This window comes from Floridaenema fluviatile BLCC-F154, assembly GCF_041929135.1.
Taxonomy (GTDB): Bacteria; Cyanobacteriota; Cyanobacteriia; order Cyanobacteriales; family Aerosakkonemataceae; genus Floridanema; species Floridanema fluviatile.
Map to the genome: position 1 here is coordinate 146278 of NZ_JBHFNS010000058.1, position 18199 is coordinate 164476.

An 18199-nucleotide genomic window follows, 5' to 3' on the forward strand; every position below is an offset into this window, starting at 1 on the left:
TGTTGACTTCTCTGTTATGACAACGAAATTATCTGCTAAACCCGCCCGTACTGAGTTATGAGTTTTGAGTTATTGATTTCCCGAAAACTCAAAACTTAAAATTCATAACTAAACTTAAAACTCAAAACTTAGAATTCATAACTCAAAACGCCATGACAGAAGAACAAGTATTTCGTAATCACGTTGTAGATAAAGGTCAATTAAAAAGATTAATTACCTGGGCATTTACCAACTATGGAACTGCCAGAACTGCTCAAATTGCAGACAAACTTAAAGATTTAGGTTTTCGCTATGCTACTAAAGCTGGAGTATCTATATCAGTAGATGATTTGCAAGTACCTGATAGCAAACGCGACCTTTTAGAAGCAGCAGAAGAAGAAATTCGGAATACTGAACAGCGTTATTCCAGAGGGGAAATTACCGAAGTAGAACGCTTCCAAAAAGTAATTGATACTTGGAACAGTACTTCAGAAATTTTAAAAGATGAAGTTGTGACTAACTTCCGCAAAAAAGACCCCCTGAACTCCGTTTACATGATGGCGTTTTCGGGTGCTAGAGGTAACATTTCTCAGGTTCGTCAGTTAGTAGGAATGCGGGGATTAATGGCAGATCCTCAAGGACGAATCATTGACTTACCAATTAAAACTAATTTCCGGGAAGGATTAACTGTTACGGAATACATTATTTCTTCTTACGGTGCGCGGAAGGGTCTAGTAGATACTGCTTTAAGAACGGCGGATTCTGGTTACTTAACTCGCCGTTTGGTGGATGTTTCCCAAGATGTAATTATTCGGGAACTCGACTGCGGAACTAATCGGGGGATTTCGATGAAGCCGATGACAGATGGCGATCGCGTCCTCATCCCTCTGAAAGACCGCCTACTCGGAAGAATGTTAGCCGCCGATGTCACCCACCCCCGAACCGGAGAAATCATCGCCAAACGCAACCAACACATTGACGATGACTTAGCCGCCGAAATCGGCAAAGCCAAAGTAGAAGAAGTCATCCTCCGCAGTCCCCTTACCTGCGAAGCCGCCCGTTCCGTCTGTCAAGCTTGCTACGGATGGAGCTTAGCTCACGGCAAAATGGTAGATTTAGGGGAAGCTGTAGGTATTATTGCGGCCCAATCGATCGGCGAACCCGGAACCCAGCTAACCATGAGAACCTTCCACACCGGAGGCGTATTCACCGGAGAAGTAGCAAGAGTCATCAAATCCAGCATCGAAGGCACAATCAAATATAGCCGCAGCCTCCGTACCCGTCCCCATCGTACCCGTCATGGAGAAGAAGCCTTCATCGCCGAAACCAATGGCGAAATCACCATCACCGGAACAGACAACGCCGAAACCTTCCCAATTATCCAAGGTTCAATCCTCTTAGCCGCAGATAACAGCAAAGTCAGACCCGGAAAAATGCTCGGAGAAGTCCCGATTACTGGGCGCAACGTCCGACGCAGCACCGAAAAAGCTGTAAAAGACGTGGCATCTGACTTAGCCGGAGAAGTCAAATTCGCTGACTTGATACCGGAAGAAAAAACCGATCGCCAAGGCAACACCACTAGAATCGCCCAACGCGGTGGACTAGTCTGGGTACTCTCAGGAGAAGTATACAACCTCCCACCCGGAGCCGAACCAGTAGTTAAAAACAACGACAAAATCCAAGCAAACAGCGTCCTCGCCGAAACCAAACTAATCAGCGAACATGGTGGCGTAGTCCGACTCCCGCAAGAAAACACCACAGGCGGAGCCCGTGAAATCGAAATTATCACGGCTTCTGTCCTCTTAGACACCGCCAAAGTTCGCGCCGAAAAATACCAAGGCGTTGACCATTACCTGATTGAAACCCAAAGCGGACAACTGTTTTCCTTGAAAGCGGCACCGGGTACAAAAGTGCAAAATAATCAGGTAGTAGCTGAACTGATAGACGATCGCTACCGTACCCACACAGGCGGCATCATTAAATACGCCGGAGTAGAAGTAGCCAAACGCGGCAAAGCTAAACAAGGCTACGAAGTCATCCAAGGCGGCACGCTCCTTTGGATACCAGAAGAAGCCCACGAAGTCAACAAAGACATCTCCCTACTACTAGTCGAAGACGGACAATTTATCGAAGCCGGAACTGAAGTAGTCAAAGATATCTTCTGTAGTACTTCTGGGGTGATTGAAGTCGTACAGAAAAACGACATCTTGCGGGAAATCGTAATTAAACCGGGAGATTTGCATTTAATTGATGATTTAGATGCGATCGCTCCCGATCATCGCACCATCATCACCGAAAACACAGGCAGCCTAGTCCACCCAGGTCAAGAAGTCTACCCCGGCATCACGCCTCAAGAACTGCGCTACCTAGAATACATCGAAACCCCAGAAGGCCCAGCCCTCCTACTCCGTCCAGTACAGGAATACCACATACCCGACCAACCCAGCGTCCCTACCCAAAGAGCCTCATCAGCGGCAGGAGAACAAACACAGATTAAAAACCGAGAAATCCCAGAAGAGGAAAACTCATTAACCCAAAATACAGAACTCACCCAATCCTTAGAACTGCGAGCCGTCCAAAGACTACCATATAAAGACGGAGAAAGAGTCAAATCTGTAGAAGGCTTAGACCTACTGCGAACCCAACTAGTACTAGAAATTGGTAGAGACGCACCCCAACTAGCCGCAGACATCGAACTCATCCCCGACCAAAATGACCCCGAAGTCATGCGACTTCAACTAGTGATCCTAGAATCATTAGTAATTCGTCGCGATGTAGCCGCAGATGCCACCCAAGGCAGCACCCAAACCCGCCTCCTAGTCCAAAACGGACAAGAAATTCCTCCAGGGGCAGTAGTCGCCCGCACCGAAATTCAATGTAAAGAAGCTGGAGAAATTCGCGGGATCAAAGAAGGTGCAGAAGCAATCCGCCGCGTGTTAATAGTCAGAGAAACTGACTTAATCACTATCGAAACCACCGTTACTAGCAAAAAAGAGCTTTCCGTTAAAGTTAACGACCTGATTACCGACGGCTCAACGATCGCCCCAGAAGTAGTAGCACCTTCCTCCGGCATGGTAGTTGCCCTCAACGAAACCGACAAAGGCGTTGCAGTCGTAATGCGAATCGCCCGACCTTATCGCGTATCTAACGGCGCAATCTTACACATAGACGACGGCGACTTAGTACAACGGGGAGACAACTTAGTACTACTGGTATTTGAAAGGACAAAAACTGGAGACATCATTCAAGGTTTACCGAGAATCGAAGAACTCCTAGAAGCCAGAAAACCAAAAGAAGCTTGCATCCTCGCCCGTCGCCCCGGAACAGTACAAATCGTTTACGGAGATGACGAACCTCACGAAATCAAAGTAATCGAATCCGACGGCGTAATCGCGGAATATCCCATTGGTCCCGGACAAAACGTTATCGTTGGTGATGGACAAGAGGTAGATGCTGGGGAACCTTTAACTGATGGCCCATCAAATCCTCATGAAATTCTAGAAATTTTCTTCGAGTTACATCGGGAAAGTCGCGGTATTTACGAAGCTTCTTTAGCTGCGTTAAGAGCTTGCCAAACCTTCTTAGTCAATGAAGTTCAATCTGTATACCAATCACAAGGGATTGAAATTTCCGATAAACACATCGAAGTAATCGTCCGCCAAATGACCTCTAAAGTCAGAGTTGATGACGGAGGCGACACGGTAATGCTGCCAGGGGAACTAGTGGAACTGCGGCAAATTGAGCAAGTAAATGAAGCGATGTCGATTACTGGTGCTGCTACTGCTCAGTACACTCCCGTCCTGCTAGGAATCACAAAGGCTAGCTTGAATACGGATAGCTTCATCTCTGCTGCTTCCTTCCAAGAAACAACCAGAGTCTTGACAGAAGCCGCTATTGAAGGTAAGTCTGACTGGTTGCGCGGACTTAAAGAAAATGTCATCATCGGACGTTTGATTCCTGCTGGTACAGGATTCAATGCTTATGAAGAAGCGATGTCTACTCCTGATATCGATCTAAGTTATGACGGCAGTGGCGTGTTGGATGATGAAGTAAATTTGTCTGAGGTGGTTTTGGACGATCGAACAGCACGTAATTACCGCATGGAAATGAGCAGAGAAGACAGAGAAATCGAACCTACTAAAGGTCGTAATGGTTACTCTTTCCTAGCTGATGGTGATGAATTGATCGATGATGAAATCTACGGAGATGATGACATGGAAGATGATGAAGATGATGATGATGACATGGACTAGATAAGTAAAAAGTAAAAAGTTAAGAGTCAAAATTCTTTCTTTTGACTCTTAACTTTTTACTTTATGGGCAAGTTGCTAGGAATTTTTTGTTAAGTTAATTGTGCTGTCCGAATCGAGAGTTTCTGAGTTTGTTCACCACGTCGGATAACTAATTGTAGTGTTTGTCCTACCTGAGAACTTTCAACAACATTTTGCAAAGCTGTTGCATTAGTAACAGGTTGACCATCAATTTCTACAATGACATCTCCCCGACGCAAGCCACTTTGAGCCGCGGGAGTATTAGGCAAAATACCCATGACTAATACTCCAGAAATTTCTGGAATGGTCAGGGGAGAATTAGGATCGCTGTTGTTTTCTTTGGCTAATTGTGGTGTTAAAGTCACCATTTGAATGCCGATGTAAGGGTGAGCAACAGTTTTTCCTTGGGCTAATTGACTACTGATTTGCTTGGCTTTATCGATCGGAATAGCAAAACCAATTCCCATTGCTCCGGCACGAATTGCGGTGTTAATTCCGATTACTTCTCCCGAACTATTTAATAATGGGCCACCAGAATTACCAGGATTAATCGCGGCATCAGTTTGAATAAAATCAAGTCTTTTGTCGGGAACTCCTACTTCTACGGAGGGTCGTTTTAAAGTGCTGACAATACCAAGGGTAACGGTGTTATCTAATCCTAGTGGATTACCAACTGCGATCGCCCAATCTCCCACCTGCACTGTAGAAGAATCTCCTAAAGGTGCCACAGGTAAAACTTTACCTTTGGGGTCAATTTTTACCACCGCTAAATCAGTTACTTCATCAACTCCCTGCACTTTCCCCGCAAAAGTGCGTCCATCTTTCAGAGTTACAGTAACCTTATCCGCTTGGTCAACTACGTGAGCATTGGTGAGAATTACACCATTTTTATCGATAATAAAACCACTACCTTGACCTCTCATTAGTCCTTGTTGCGGGCCCCTTGGCATAGCAAAGTCTTCACCAAAAAAACGCCGGAAAAATGGATCGTCGAAAAAGGGATCGACATTGCGGGTAATGGTACGTTCGGTATCAATTCTTACTACTGCTGTGCCAACGCGATTAACAGCGTCGGTAACAAAGCTGCTGTTCCGTTGCTGGGAAGTTACTTTTTGGGGAACTTCCGTAGTCGATGAGTTGGGTAATGTAGGTAAAGAGTTTTCCTGAAACGTCTCTACTTGATTTTGAGCAATTGCCTCAAAAGGTAATCCTGCCATTGCACTCCAAAAAATTACGGCTCCCAAGAGAGTGGCAAGGCTATATTTGAGCAAACGACTGGAAAAGGAAAGAATCTTCGTTATTTGCATAATGTTGCTTTTTTAACTCCACTGTGCTATTTAAAGCTTCAGTATTTGCGGCGCAGAGTTTCCATCACTATTTTTACAGATTCTAGATGCTACTTCTGGAGGTGGCTCTCAACTTTGATTTTGGTAGTTTTGTTGTCATTTAAGTTAGGATTATCAATATTGATAGCTTGTAAGTGATGATTGGATCTAAAGACGAAATTTTTCCTGGTTCTGAGACAGAAGCAGAAGCAGGTTTGATTAATACAAATAAAACTCGGAAACGATCGCCCGTAGGTAAGAGTGTAGACCATACCCACACTCATCATTCCCACCCGGACGATTCCTCACATCACGATCGCCCAACTCATCATCATGTACACTCAGAAGAATCTTTACGAAGAATAATTAATCGCCTGTCTCGGATTGAAGGTCACATTCGCGGCATCAAATCAATGGTACAAGAAAGCCGTTCCTGTCCTGATGTATTAGTGCAGATTGCCGCTGTTCGAGGTGCTTTGGATCGAGTCGCCCGAATGATTTTAGATGAACACTTGACTGATTGTATTGGTCGGGCAGCAAAAGAGGGTAACATCGAAGCGGAAATTGAAGAGTTGAAGGCAGCTTTGGATCGATTTCTGCCTTAATAAAATTCCGCCAAAAATTTTGTTGTTTTTCCCGGATTCAGGTAATCTCGATGGGTAGAAATAATACTAGATGCACCCTGATAATTCTAGCCCCAGCCTAAAAACTGGGGTTTTTTGGTGGTTTTGGAGTAATTAATTTTGGCTAGCTATCTGTAGCTCTTCTTTAAGCATTCTCTGATAGATTTCTGGTAAGTATTGGCTCATTGAGTTATCTTCTATACCATATCCTAAACTTGTCCAAGTCCCAGAAAGCAGACGTAATACTTCCTCAATTTTTCCCTGACGTAGAAGCTTGGCAATATCGACTCCCCAGGCTTGGCGATCGCTTAACCAAGCGTAGACGATCGCATCTTGATACTCAGGTTCAAAACTATACCCAGTCCAAAATAAAAAAGGTGAAGGTTTCGGGTGATAACGTTCCGCTTTTTCTACCCATGTCTTGTACAATATTTGATATCGTCCGGCTGCCGTACTACATCGACCCCGATTAGGGCCAGTAACTATAGTTACACATAACTGCGGATGGTGACTCAAATCATGTACCTGTTTCCCGCCATAAAGTACCGCGTAGGGATTTGGTACATTTGACTCGCTGGCTGAAATAGTTCGCATCAAAGCGCGAATATAAGGATCGCCTCCAGTCATCATTAACGGTTGAATCATAACATCTGCTGGACTGGTAACAGTGTTAGTCACAAGCGTATCTGCAAGTAAATCTATGGCTAACCTTGGTTCGGAAAGCTGTTTTTGACTACGTTGCCAACTAAAATAACCTGATGACTGTCGTTGGATAGCTTGGCAGCTAATTAGCCAGAAAACCAGCGCCACAGCTGCTACTGAACTGGCTACTGTCACCCGCTTGAGAGTGAAATCTGACTTTTTTTTGCCTCTTGCAGAACGCTGGCGAGCCAATTTTCGAGCCAAAATGCCCACTCCTCAACTCAATAAAACCCTGTTTCCATAATGCGATCTCATATCACACTAGCAAACAGTTCCTGCCAATTTTCCTGGTTCGCTTCCGGCTGAGCCACAACTTCCACAATTTTATTCGCCGCTGCTGGTTGAAGTAATGCCTCGACACAAGTTTGCGCTACTTTAGTTCTGGGTATTCTACCTTCAAATAAAGTGTCAGCGACAGACATCACAACTTGTTGGGGATTTTCCTCATTAGTCAGACCACCAGGGCGGACTATTGTATAGGTTAGACCACTATTTTGGAGATATTCCTCAGCTTGTTTTTTCCAAACTAAAATCAACCAAAACAAATTTAGTGGATGAAAAAACTTGGACACACAAAGGGAAGTAACCAAAACAAAGTGCTGAATGTTATTAGCCTTAGCAACATCGACTAAGTTTTTGGTGCCTTCGTAGTCTACTTTGTAAGGGCCTGTGGGGTCAAAACTAGGACTAGCGCCAGTGGCACAAAGTAGGACTGTACTATCTCCGATCGCCTGAGCTAAACTCTCAGGTTGTAGTACATCGCCAACTACTAACTCTACTCGATCTGGCAGTAATCCTTTGGCTTTTTCCAAGTCTCGCACTAAAGCACGGACAGGAATTTGCCGCTTCACCAATTCTTGGACAATTCGGCGACCAGTTTGGCCTGTTGCCCCGGCTACAAATGCTTTCATGCTTCAAGCTATATTAGTTAGCATCGTTTTTACCATGAGATTCTTTTTGAGTTACCTAACCCAAATGGAGATAGGACTCGCTCCAACGATCGTCCGGTGTGTGGAGCAGATCTGGATGGATTTTCTAAGCGTGCTGATTTTACCAGGATATGAAAGTTATATGCAACCGCTTTCTCTCTAGAGGAGTATTTATTACTGTCAAAGGAGTGTCCCAGAGAAGGAGATATTTCTAGAATCAGAACTTAGCAATTATTGATTTTCTACGTTAAAATTCACAACTTAGATGTAACTTTTTTCCTGGTGAATGGGCATCCTGAAAATAGACAACCTATAAACAATTTAGGATAGCATCTATGCAATCACAATACAGCGAGTATCAATCGATCGAACTATCTGAGACGCTTTTGGATTTTAGACAAAATTTTTCGGAAGCAGAAGAGCAAAATCTGCAAGCTGCTGAAGAATTAGAGCCATTTCGCTTTCATGGTTATTTTGAAGATTGTATGGAGATGTCTGCGCCGCCGCAGGTAGTTGCTGAGTATCTGAATGCTCATCATGAGTGGTTTCGCCGCTGTGCTCAACCGATGAAAGCTGAGCCGTTAGGGGAAAATGGCTATGCTTTAGTAATCGGAAAGTTTGGTTCTTTTGGTTATGAAGTAGAGCCAAAAATCGGTTTACATCTGTTACCACCGGAGGCTGGTATTTACCGTATCCGCACAATTTCTATACCTGGTTATGTAACTCCTGGTTATGACGTGGATTTCAATGCAGCGATGAAATTAATTGAGGTAAATGCTGACTTAGTTGAGGGAAATACACAGACAAACGCGGATTCACCTAGTACAATTACCAGGATAGAATGGCAACTTGATTTAGCTGTGTTTATTAAGTTTCCCCGGTTTATTTATCGTTTACCTAAATCTTTAATTCAAACTACGGGCGATCGCTTATTAGCCCAAATTGTCCGTCAAGTAAATCGCCGCTTAACTCAAAAAGTCCAAGAAGATTTTCACAGCAGCTTAGGACTACCTTTACCCCAAAAATCTAAAAGGCAGTAATCGGGAATTTCAGATTAAATATAAATTAGGGTTTTATTTCTGAAATTCCCTGTATTTTTGGTTACATTTTGCTGATAATTCTTTGTAGGATTTCAACTCCAGTAAATGCCTGCCAACCAAACAAAACCAAAAGTACAACGTTTAAGAAGATATGGCTGTAGCGTGCCCAATTTTGCCCTTTTTGCATTAAGGGAGAAAGTGCAGCTGAAGTAGCAATTAAACCTGTCATGCCTAACCCTGCAAGCAAATGCGGGCCAACAAACAATTTGCCATTATTGATATACGTAACACCCATGCCAATTAGGGTAATAATTATCATCCCTGCTAAAAGTAGAGAGCCTACTTGGTAATGTTTGATGTTAAACTTACCCTTGATTAGCTCTTTTTTCGCTTCCCCTTCTGCGCTTCTGGTACGTCGCACTAAAACGCCCAAGTATAGGGCATAAAGGGACAAAGCAAAGAGAATCCACATCAAAGTGGGGTGAATAAATTGGCTCCAAACTTTTACAGAGGTAGGTATTTCCAAGCTCATAGACTCTTACAAATGGGAGGAACTTTATAAAACTTAGCATATATTGTTCCCCTTCTTTGTATAGTTCAAATTATCTCCGATGTTTCTTTTGTAACAAATCGCCTTATTTGCATCATATAGCTGCACAATTGGCATAACATCGGGGGTATTGCCTTCTCAAATTTGAGATTTAACGCTAAGTTGTCAGTGAGTGGAATGGAAAGAGGGACAGGCATGATCTCCACTAAAGATAAAGATGTCTTATTAAGACGGGCAGCACAGACTGGTGACATTAATGGAGTAAAAGCTTTACTAGCTCAGGGTGCAAATCTTAATTCTACTGATAAAGATGGCACTACTCCTTTAATGTTTGCGGCTCGCAATGGCTATATAGAAATAGTCAGGCTTTTGTTAGAAGCTGGGGCTAATGTTAATAAGCCAAAAAAACTTAATGGATTGACGGCTTTAATATTGGCTGCTACTAGCAATCAAGTGGATGTAGTTAAGGCTTTAATTGTTGATGGCGCTGATGTAAATGCCAGAAATGATGAAGGAAGCACGGCATTAATGGCAGCTGCTTTTAAGGGAAACTGGGAAGTGGTACAGCTGTTGCTGGCTGCTGGTGCAGAAGTGAATCTAAAAGATCGCGATGAAGATACGGCACTTACTCTAGCAGCTAACAGTGGTTTTACGGATGTGGTAGCGGCTTTATTGTCGGCTGGTGCGAATGTGAATCAAACTAGCGGTGGGGAAACGGCTTTGACTTTAGCAGCTGACCAAGGACATTTGGGAGTTGTTCAAGCACTGTTAGCTGCTGGTGCGGATGTGAATGTAAAAAATCCTGATGGATGGACGGCGTTAATTTCCGCAGCGGCTGGGGGTCATACGGAGATTGTGCGAAGTTTACTGGATAAAGGTGCCGATCTTAATGCTCAGGATTCCGATCGGGAAACAGCTTTGCATTTAGCTGTGGTGGAAGGGAATATTTCTGTGGTGGAACTTCTGTTAGATAAGGGAGCAAATTTTCAAGCAGAAAATCTACTTGGTGATACGCCTTTGCTGTTAGCAGCTTTGCATAATCATGACCAAATTGTAGCTATTTTACAAAATTTTGGGGCTGATTGTAATGTGAGTAATTTTGATGAAACGGCTTTAACTTTGGCTGTTTCTAATGGTAATGTCAGGATGGTTCAGCTTTTATTAGAGGGTGGTGCGGATATTAATTTGGCTGCGGATGGTGGTAAGACTCCACTAATTAAAGCAGCAGAAAATAGTAGTAGTGATATGTTGGAATTGTTAATTTCAGCTGGTGCTGATGTTAATTTACAAGATAATTTGGGTGCGACTGCTTTAATTTGGGCAGTTTCTAGAGGTTATGGGGAAGCGGTGGAGGTTTTGTTGGCTGCGGGTGCAGATGTGAATCAGAAACGGGATGGAATGACGGCTTTAGCGATCGCTAAATCAAACGGTTATTCTGATATCGTGAGATTACTGGAAGCCGCAGGATCTCAAGAGTAAATAATTCAACACTCAAAGCTCAAAACTGAAAACTTTCGTCCCGACGCACCCAACCGTTAATAGTGAATCTACTATCAGCAAATGCTTGAGAAACACAAGTTACTGGCAAGACTTCGTGATAGCATTGGCTGGGAAAAAACACTATGCTGTTGTTACGTGGTTCTATGGTATGAAAGCGATCGCTTGGATAGTAGGAGGAGTTATGAATTATCCGATCGTAAAGTAGTAATTCTCCGCCAGAAAAAGGTTTAGGTTCCCGATAAAAATAGTAGGAATAAGTCAATTCTCTAGTAGCTGTTTCGGGAGTTCCGTTATCACTGTGTAAGCGGAAGTAATTATTATCATTATGGGCGGTTAGTTGTGCTTCAATGTGGGAAATTGGAAAGAATCCCATTCCCAACTTATTGAGGACAAAGGGAATGATTTCTCTTAACCGCCGCAGAAAGATTTCCGAAACTTCTGGGAACTGATATAAAACCACAGATTTTCGATGATCTGGATGATAAGCGGTGTTAGTTATAGTGCCAGTATCTACGAAATTTGCTTGTTTTTCTAAACTATAATTAATTAATTCTAACTTCTCTGTTTCACTTAAAAAGTTGTCAATTTGAATGTAGGGAGAAGTCAAAATATTTGTTCCTTGCAGATCGTTTGCAGCAGGATTGTGTAATAGTAATGGGGGTTCAGTTACTAAGCCAACGAGGGAACTTTGGGGGAAAGATAAAGCGGTATTACCTTCTTCTAAGGGTATATGAAACCATTGTGATGATGGCTCTGTTTGCTGTTGAGATTTCCCTCTAATTACAGCTAAAAGACTGTGTAAGAGTGGCGAATTTGTCTTTAGCCAAATTGTGTAGTTATGCCCTCCATTTAGGAGAATATTAACTTTAACTTTTGCAGATGCGATCGCCTCTAAATGAAATTCCATAACTAAATTCTCAATGACAATCTACCAAGGGAGGTGAGGAGATAAGGGAAGTAATTACCTACTTTACTTCCTCTCACTTCCTCTACTCCCTATCTTTCTACCTCTTTATTTACTACTGCTTGAAAAACAAAAGTTCTAGTGGAGAAAATGACGGATACCTGTCAATACCATAACTATACCTAATTCGTTAGCGGCTGCGATCGAATCTTGATCGCGGAGACTACCGCCTGGTTGAACGATCGCCTTAATTCCCGCAGCCGCAGCGGTTCTTACCGAATCATCAAAAGGAAAGAAACCATCACTAGCGAGAAAAGCATTTTGGGCTTTTTCACCTGCTTCTTCTAAAGCAATTTTCACCGAACCGACGCGATTCATTTGACCTGCACCCACACCAAGAGTAGTGTTGTCTTTTGTCACTACAATAGCATTAGATTTAACGTGCTTACAAACCTTCCAAGCAAATAATAATTCTGCCAATTCTTCAGGAGTTGGTTGCTTTTCTGTGACTACTTGCCATTGAGTAGTATTTTCTTCCGCATCATCGGAACTTTGCACCAACAAACCGCCAGCAATTACCTTAACTGTTTGCTTTGGCCCAGTTTTCAAATCTGCTAAAGTTAACACGCGCAAATTGGATTTTTTGGCTAATATTTCCTGTGCTTCTGGTTCGCAACCGGGCGCAACAATACATTCTAAAAATGTTTGCGTCATTGCGGTTGCTGTTGCTGCATCGATTGGTTGATTTAAAGCAACAATTCCCCCAAAAGCGGAAACTGAATCAGCATTAAAAGCTTTTTCATAAGCTTCAGCTAAACTATTACCTAAAGCAACACCGCAAGGATTAGTATGTTTTAAAATTGCCGCAGCGGGAGTGTCACTAAATTCGGTAATAATTCTTCTAGCGGCTTCCAAATCTACTAAATTGTTGTAACTTAATTCTTTACCTTGTAATTTAGTAGCAGCTGTCCAACCAGTAGCAACGGTTCCTGTTTGATACCAAGCAGCTGGTTGATGGGGATTTTCTCCGTACCGCAAGGGTTGTAACTGTTTTCCTGAAACATTAAAAAAGGACTCATCAGTTGCTAAATAATTAGAAATTGCTAAATCGTAAGTGGAAGTATGTCTAAATGCTGCTAAGGCGCAAGCTTGGCGAAAAGCAAAACTTGGTTCTCCGTTTTGGCGCAATTCTGTTAGATAATTTTCGTATTGATCGGGATTAGATAATACGGTTAAATGAGCAAAATTTTTCGCAGCAGCGCGGATCATTGCGGGGCCACCGATATCGATTTGTTCTACTGCTTCTGCTAAACTTACGTTAGGTTTGGCAATGGTTTGTGCAAAAGGATAAAGGTTAACTACTACCAAATCTATGGGGCGAATTTGGTGAGTTTCTAAATCTTTAATATGTTCTGGTAAGTCTTTTCTGGCTAAAATACCGCCATGAATTCGCGGATGGAGAGTTTTCACTCTTCCGCCTAAAATCTCAGGGAAACCTGTATAGTCGGAAACTTTTGTAACTGGTAAACCCGCTTCTTTCAAAGTAACAGCGGTTCCTCCACTGCTGATTAAATCGAATTGAAATTCTTCTACGAGAATTCGGGCAAACTCTACTAATCCAGTTTTATCTGAGGTACTCAGCAGTGCTAGACGCGCCATGACCTTAAAATTTCCTATAATTGATAGACCATTAGCGATCTTACCTGATAACTGGAAATTGAAAAATTATTAATTTATTAAAACTTAAATACTGTCGTCTAAGATGCGGGGATTTGTTAAGGTAATGTCGTAAGTTTCTAAGCTTGCTTGTTTGCGTAACCTTAATATTTGCCTTGCTTGTAAGTCTGCATCCAAGTTAGCTAATGCTTGAGCTTCTTTATCTAGTAATGGTGATTGGGGGGCGTTTAGTACTTGTAATCTAGCATCTTTGAGTAGTTTACTTGCCATTTCGTAATCTCCGCGATCGAGATGTCGTACCGCTTCTTTTTTCACCCTGGCTACCATCATTAATAACATTCGTTGTTGAACTTCTAAATTGGGAGGAAATTCACTTATTGATGCTGAGTTAATCACGGGTAAGCGCAGACTTGTCCAAATTTTTTGTGGTTCTTCTTGTTTGGGATTTTTCCAGTTTAAGCGGAAATAGCACAGGTCTGTAGTTTGTGGTACTGGGGGAACTTGCAATTTTACCACTACTTCCATTGGATTACCCATAATTAAATTTGGTAATTGAAATCTGCCTCTTTGATCTGTTTCTAAATCGTTAAGAACATCTTCAATTTCCACTGCTCCTTGCGGATCGATTCCTAAACTAACAGTATGTCCTACTGTTGCCATTAAATCTTGTAATTCGGTGCGGAAAATAATCGGTAATTTTTCGGGAGATTGAATGTAATAATAACCGCCATTTCCTCGTCTTGCCATTGAGGTGAGTAAGTCTTCATCATAATGATTACCGACACCCATTGTGGTGGTACTTACGCCATGTTGGGCTAAACCATAAACGTCTGTAGCAATGGTGTATGGGTTTTTTTCGCCAACGCTGCTAAAGCCGTCGGAAAGCAAGATTACCCGATTTAAATGTTGGGAATTAAGATGTTTAATCACTTGAATTGCTCCAGCTTGCCAACCTGCGTGGAGGGCGGTTCCGTATCCTGGTTGAATTTGCTGAATTTGATGAATAATATCAGCTTTGTCAACCGCAAATGTACTGTCTACTAAGGTACAAACTGCCCGATCGAATACTACTACACTGACGCGATCGGTCATTAAAAGTTGTTGAACTGCGTAGCAAGCTGCTCTTCTAACATAATCGATTTTTCTTCCTTTCATGGAACTAGAGCGATCGATTACTAAGCACAAATTCAAAGGTGGTCTTTGTAAGTCTTGTTCAGGTGCGGGTGGGATAATTCTAATCAGAACATCCAAATCTGATGGCACGTCTGAACAAATAGCAGCACGTAAGGGAATTAATTCAATTTGTGGTACTTGCATCCACGGAACTCCATTGGGAACGAAAGGTAACGATCAATTTAAGCAATCATAAATAGTTCAAGTATATAAACAAAATTACTCGGAAAATTTATGGATGAAACCGAGTAAAAATCTTTAGCATTGTCGATCGTTTCATGTTAAAGTACGTAGGACAATTTCTGGTGATAAACCAGATATTTTTCCGTAATAATCTTGTAGATTCATCACCCAAGTTGGAAATAATAGTAGTTAGTGAAATAGGTATAATTTGACTAAGTGAAAAAAGTCTTACCTGCTGGTTCACAGTATTTCTACGGTCAATTCTACAAAATAAGTTTCATAAATATACAATCTGGCAAAAAACTTCACTGAATCTTCACAATACTGGGGTTTATGTGTATTTACGTAATAGTCATTCTTAAGATTGATTTAATAATCCTACGGAAACTAAAATTGGCGATCGGCTTTTCCAAAATCTTGCTCTAAAATCAAAAGCGTTAGTCTGATTTTTAGGAGCAAACTTCTGTCACTTCAAGTAATTTCCATTCCACCAACAACCGGACAAGCGCCAATAGGGGTGATTGTCGCTTTACACGGCTGGGGTGCTAATGCAGAAGATTTAGCTGACTTAGCACCTTTTTTAAACTTACCGGATTATCAGTTTTTCTTTCCTAATGCGCCTTTTCCTCATCCTTACTCATCAGTGGGAAGGGCTTGGTACGACTTTCAGCAAAATGAGGGTATTCACGAGAGTCGCCAACTTCTTACGGATTGGCTTTCTGACTTAGAAAGTGAAACTGGTATCCCCTTGTCGCGGACGATTTTAAGTGGATTTTCGCAGGGTGGGGCGATGACGCTGGATGTGGGATTAAATTTGCCATTAGGGGGTTTAGTCAGTCTCAGCGGCTATTTGCATCCGATTGCGGAAGGAACAAAAGCTGATGCTTTTCCACCAACTTTAATTGTTCACGGAACGAGGGATTCAATTGTTCCGGTAACTGCTGGTGAAAATGCTAGGGATATGCTGACTAGTTTAGGGGTAGCGGTACAGTATCAAGAGTTTAATATGGGGCATGAAGTTATACCAGCAGTTCTGAACTTAATGCGAAGTTTTGTGTTGCAGGTGATGTCTCAGGAAGTCCCCAAAGCTTGATTCAAAAGGTATCTGCGACTTGTTGCAAATAATTGGTAATTATTTACGCTTAGTTAGCTAAGGGTAAGATAGTAGCGGTAACTGTATTTGACCAGTTGACCAATTTTAGGTTCAAGATCGCTGACGGAAGATTTTGTAGATATGTGACTCACCTCCAATGGGTGTAGCCTGTCTAGAATCCAAAATCTAAAATCCCAAATCTAAAATCGATTGACTCTAAGCTGCGACGGGAGGTGCCGAGAGATGACTACAGCAAGCATTGTGAAGCGTGATATAGCTGCGATGACTCCAGCAGATGTAGCTGAACTAGCTGCGCGTTTAGAGGAGGATGACTACACTAATGTCTTTGAAGGACTGGATGATTGGCATCTACTAAGAGCGATCGCTTTCCAACGTCCAGAGTTAATTGAACCTTACATTCATCTGTTAGATATGGAAGCTTATGATGAAGCCTGACCATGTAGAATTTTAGATTTTAAATTAGAGTTAATCTGAAATTCTCAATCTTACAAATGGCAAAGGTTCTGATTGGCATTGGTGGTGGAATTGCTGCTTATAAAGTCTGTGAAGTAGTTTCTGCATTAGCAAAATTAGGGGTCGAGGTCAAGGTTATTTTAACTGCTGCGGCTTGCGAGTTTATCACTCCCTTGACCCTGGCTACTCTTTCTCGTAATCCGGCTTTTACAGATCGAGATTTTTGGCAAGCAAAACATGGTCGTCCGCTACATATTGAATTAGGTGAATGGGCAAATGTTTTCGTAATTGCGCCTTTAACTGCGAATAGTTTAGCGAAACTTGCTCATGGTTTTGCGGATAATTTATTAACTAATACGGTTTTAGCTTCTACTTGTCCGATTTTGTTAGCACCTGCGATGAATACGGATATGTGGGAACAATTGACAGTACAACGCAATTGGCAACAGGTTTTTGCCGATCCCAGATATCACAGTGTTGGGCCTGGGGCGGGGGTTTTGGCTTGCGATCGCATTGGTTCTGGTCGCATGGCTGAACCTTCAGAAATTATCGCACACATTAAAAGTTTATTACATACTAAAGGCAAAAAAGATTTAACTGGAAAACGAGTTTTAATTAGTGCTGGGGGAACGAGGGAATTTTTAGATCCGGTGCGATTTATTGGTAATCCTTCTACTGGCAAAATGGGATTAGCTTTAGCAACCGCAGCTTTACATCGAGGTGCGTCAGTAACCTTAGTTCATGCGCCAATAAATGGGGAAATTCCGTTAGGTGTAAAAACTGTAGGAGTAATGAGCGCCGCCGAAATGCAAAAGGCAATGTTAGAGCATTTTTCTAGTGCTGATTTAATTATTATGTCCGCAGCTGTGGCAGATGTGAAACCTGCCAATTATGCCAGGGAAAAGTTACCAAAAAAAGCTCTTCCTAGTTCGTTAGATTTGGCATTTGTCCCGGATATTGTGGCAGAGTTAGGCAATTTAAAACAACCGCATCAAAAGTTAGTTGGTTTTGCAGCACAAACAGGAGATATTGTGACACCTGCATTGGAGAAGTTGCAGCGGAAAAAACTGGATGCGATCGCGGCTAATCCCATTGATAAATTAAACAGCGGTTTTGCTAGTGAAAACAATCAAGCTATCTTGTTAGATTCCCAAGGAAGACAAGTAGAAATCCCTCCCTGTTCTAAATTAGAAATGGCACATCTTTTGTATGATTTTGTTCAAGAATTAGGTTAGGTTTTTATGACGCAGGAACTCACCGACTTAAGAAATAGCATTCTTGAAGGTCGTTACCATGATGCTTTAACAATTGTTGACGAATTAGAAGGAATGAGTAGACAAGCTATCCTGCGAAATATCCAATCCTATTTACTGAGATTGCTAATTCACCTAATTAAAAACCAAATTGAACAGCGATTAACAAAATCTTGGGCAGCTTCCGTTCGAGGTTCAATTCGAGAAATTAAAAAGCTAAATTTACAAGATAATAAAACATCTTATTATGTCAAGGAAGATGAATGGGAATCAATGTTAGAAGATGAATTTGAAGCAGCAATTCGTGATGCCAGCGTAGAAGTAATGAATGGTGCTTATACTGAGTTAGAATTGTTAGAAATGGTGAATAAACAGCGACTTATCCAAATATCCCAAGGCTTACTGAATTTAACATATCAATATTCATCTAGAAATTTACCTGCTATAATTGATGAATATTTAACTCAATTACCAGGTGGAGAAGATTGGAAAGCAGGGAGAAGATGATTGTTTGTCTTGAATT

The 18199-nt window shown here is 42.0% G+C and carries 15 protein-coding genes; 8 read left to right on the forward strand and 7 right to left on the reverse strand.

Features of this window, described 5'->3' with window-relative positions:
- Positions 1–104 precede the first annotated feature (104 nt).
- Positions 105–4232: a DNA-directed RNA polymerase subunit beta' gene (locus tag ACE1B6_RS15130; protein WP_413258107.1), complete on the forward strand. Its 4128-nt coding sequence runs from the start codon at positions 105–107 to the stop codon at positions 4230–4232.
- A gap of 89 nt (positions 4233–4321) precedes the next feature.
- On the opposite strand, the gene ACE1B6_RS15135 is transcribed toward ACE1B6_RS15130, so the two are convergent.
- Positions 4322–5557 carry an HhoA/HhoB/HtrA family serine endopeptidase gene (locus tag ACE1B6_RS15135; RefSeq protein ID WP_413258072.1) on the reverse strand — a complete coding sequence of 412 codons (1236 nt, stop codon included), beginning with the start codon at positions 5555–5557 and terminating at the stop codon, positions 4322–4324.
- Between the two features lie 176 nt (positions 5558–5733).
- Between ACE1B6_RS15135 and ACE1B6_RS15140 the strand changes: the two genes are divergently transcribed.
- Positions 5734–6180: a metal-sensing transcriptional repressor gene (locus ACE1B6_RS15140; RefSeq protein WP_459563031.1), complete on the forward strand. Its 447-nt coding sequence runs from the start codon at positions 5734–5736 to the stop codon at positions 6178–6180.
- Positions 6181–6312: 132 nt separating this feature from the next.
- Here the strand turns inward: ACE1B6_RS15140 and ACE1B6_RS15145 are convergent, their stop codons facing one another.
- Entirely contained in the window at positions 6313–7104 is a 792-nt protein-coding gene (locus tag ACE1B6_RS15145) for a glycoside hydrolase family 24 protein (RefSeq protein WP_413258073.1), read from the reverse strand.
- A gap of 47 nt (positions 7105–7151) precedes the next feature.
- Entirely contained in the window at positions 7152–7811 is a 660-nt protein-coding gene (locus tag ACE1B6_RS15150) for an SDR family oxidoreductase (protein ID WP_413258074.1), read from the reverse strand.
- A gap of 353 nt (positions 7812–8164) precedes the next feature.
- Between ACE1B6_RS15150 and ACE1B6_RS15155 the strand changes: the two genes are divergently transcribed.
- The gene (locus tag ACE1B6_RS15155) at positions 8165–8869 is read left to right on the forward strand and encodes a DUF1997 domain-containing protein (RefSeq protein WP_413258075.1); all 705 of its coding nucleotides are present in this window, start codon (positions 8165–8167) and stop codon (positions 8867–8869) included.
- A 61-nt stretch (positions 8870–8930) separates the two neighbouring features.
- On the opposite strand, the gene ACE1B6_RS15160 is transcribed toward ACE1B6_RS15155, so the two are convergent.
- Positions 8931–9401 (reverse strand): DUF4079 domain-containing protein, encoded by a 471-nt coding sequence (locus tag ACE1B6_RS15160; protein ID WP_413258076.1) that lies wholly within the window; start codon positions 9399–9401, stop codon positions 8931–8933.
- 213 nt (positions 9402–9614) lie between these two features.
- On the opposite strand from ACE1B6_RS15160, the gene ACE1B6_RS15165 reads away from it, so the two are divergent.
- Entirely contained in the window at positions 9615–10898 is a 1284-nt protein-coding gene (locus ACE1B6_RS15165; protein ID WP_413258077.1) for an ankyrin repeat domain-containing protein, read from the forward strand.
- Between the two features lie 19 nt (positions 10899–10917).
- Here the strand turns inward: ACE1B6_RS15165 and ACE1B6_RS15170 are convergent, their stop codons facing one another.
- From ACE1B6_RS15170 to ACE1B6_RS15180, 3 genes are all read right to left on the reverse strand, one after another.
- Positions 10918–11826: a 2OG-Fe(II) oxygenase gene (locus tag ACE1B6_RS15170; protein WP_413258078.1), complete on the reverse strand. Its 909-nt coding sequence runs from the start codon at positions 11824–11826 to the stop codon at positions 10918–10920.
- Between the two features lie 135 nt (positions 11827–11961).
- Positions 11962–13482, reverse strand: a complete 1521-nt coding sequence (gene purH, locus ACE1B6_RS15175) for a bifunctional phosphoribosylaminoimidazolecarboxamide formyltransferase/IMP cyclohydrolase (RefSeq protein ID WP_413258079.1) — start codon at positions 13480–13482, stop codon at positions 11962–11964.
- An 84-nt stretch (positions 13483–13566) separates the two neighbouring features.
- Positions 13567–14817, reverse strand: a complete 1251-nt coding sequence (locus ACE1B6_RS15180) for a vWA domain-containing protein (protein ID WP_413258080.1) — start codon at positions 14815–14817, stop codon at positions 13567–13569.
- Positions 14818–15319: 502 nt separating this feature from the next.
- On the opposite strand from ACE1B6_RS15180, the gene ACE1B6_RS15185 reads away from it, so the two are divergent.
- From ACE1B6_RS15185 to ACE1B6_RS15200, 4 genes are all read left to right on the forward strand, one after another.
- The gene (locus ACE1B6_RS15185) at positions 15320–15949 is read left to right on the forward strand and encodes an alpha/beta hydrolase (RefSeq protein WP_413258109.1); all 630 of its coding nucleotides are present in this window, start codon (positions 15320–15322) and stop codon (positions 15947–15949) included.
- A gap of 243 nt (positions 15950–16192) precedes the next feature.
- Positions 16193–16405, forward strand: coding sequence for a protein IsiD (gene isiD / locus ACE1B6_RS15190; protein WP_413258081.1), 213 nt, complete (start codon positions 16193–16195; stop codon positions 16403–16405).
- A 56-nt stretch (positions 16406–16461) separates the two neighbouring features.
- Complete coding sequence (coaBC, locus tag ACE1B6_RS15195) at positions 16462–17658, forward strand: bifunctional phosphopantothenoylcysteine decarboxylase/phosphopantothenate--cysteine ligase CoaBC (RefSeq protein ID WP_413258082.1); 1197 nt, start codon at positions 16462–16464, stop codon at positions 17656–17658.
- 6 nt (positions 17659–17664) lie between these two features.
- On the forward strand, positions 17665–18183 hold the full coding sequence (locus tag ACE1B6_RS15200; protein WP_413258083.1) for a DUF29 family protein: 519 nt from the start codon (positions 17665–17667) through the stop codon (positions 18181–18183).
- Positions 18184–18199 lie beyond the last annotated feature (16 nt).

What these genes read in the sequence shown, in the direction of transcription:
- purH (WP_413258079.1), bottom strand. Translation starts at nt 13,482, where the DNA reads ATGGCGCGTCTAGCACTGCTGAGTACCTCAGATAAAACTGGATTAGTA.
- ACE1B6_RS15165 (WP_413258077.1), top strand. Translation starts at nt 9,615, where the DNA reads ATGATCTCCACTAAAGATAAAGATGTCTTATTAAGACGGGCAGCACAG.
- coaBC (WP_413258082.1), top strand. Translation starts at nt 16,462, where the DNA reads ATGGCAAAGGTTCTGATTGGCATTGGTGGTGGAATTGCTGCTTATAAA.
- ACE1B6_RS15135 (WP_413258072.1), bottom strand. Translation starts at nt 5,557, where the DNA reads ATGCAAATAACGAAGATTCTTTCCTTTTCCAGTCGTTTGCTCAAATAT.
- ACE1B6_RS15150 (WP_413258074.1), bottom strand. Translation starts at nt 7,811, where the DNA reads ATGAAAGCATTTGTAGCCGGGGCAACAGGCCAAACTGGTCGCCGAATT.
- ACE1B6_RS15140 (WP_459563031.1), top strand. Translation starts at nt 5,734, where the DNA reads ATGATTGGATCTAAAGACGAAATTTTTCCTGGTTCTGAGACAGAAGCA.
- ACE1B6_RS15155 (WP_413258075.1), top strand. Translation starts at nt 8,165, where the DNA reads ATGCAATCACAATACAGCGAGTATCAATCGATCGAACTATCTGAGACG.
- ACE1B6_RS15200 (WP_413258083.1), top strand. Translation starts at nt 17,665, where the DNA reads ATGACGCAGGAACTCACCGACTTAAGAAATAGCATTCTTGAAGGTCGT.
- isiD (WP_413258081.1), top strand. Translation starts at nt 16,193, where the DNA reads ATGACTACAGCAAGCATTGTGAAGCGTGATATAGCTGCGATGACTCCA.
- ACE1B6_RS15160 (WP_413258076.1), bottom strand. Translation starts at nt 9,401, where the DNA reads ATGAGCTTGGAAATACCTACCTCTGTAAAAGTTTGGAGCCAATTTATT.
- ACE1B6_RS15170 (WP_413258078.1), bottom strand. Translation starts at nt 11,826, where the DNA reads ATGGAATTTCATTTAGAGGCGATCGCATCTGCAAAAGTTAAAGTTAAT.
- ACE1B6_RS15180 (WP_413258080.1), bottom strand. Translation starts at nt 14,817, where the DNA reads ATGCAAGTACCACAAATTGAATTAATTCCCTTACGTGCTGCTATTTGT.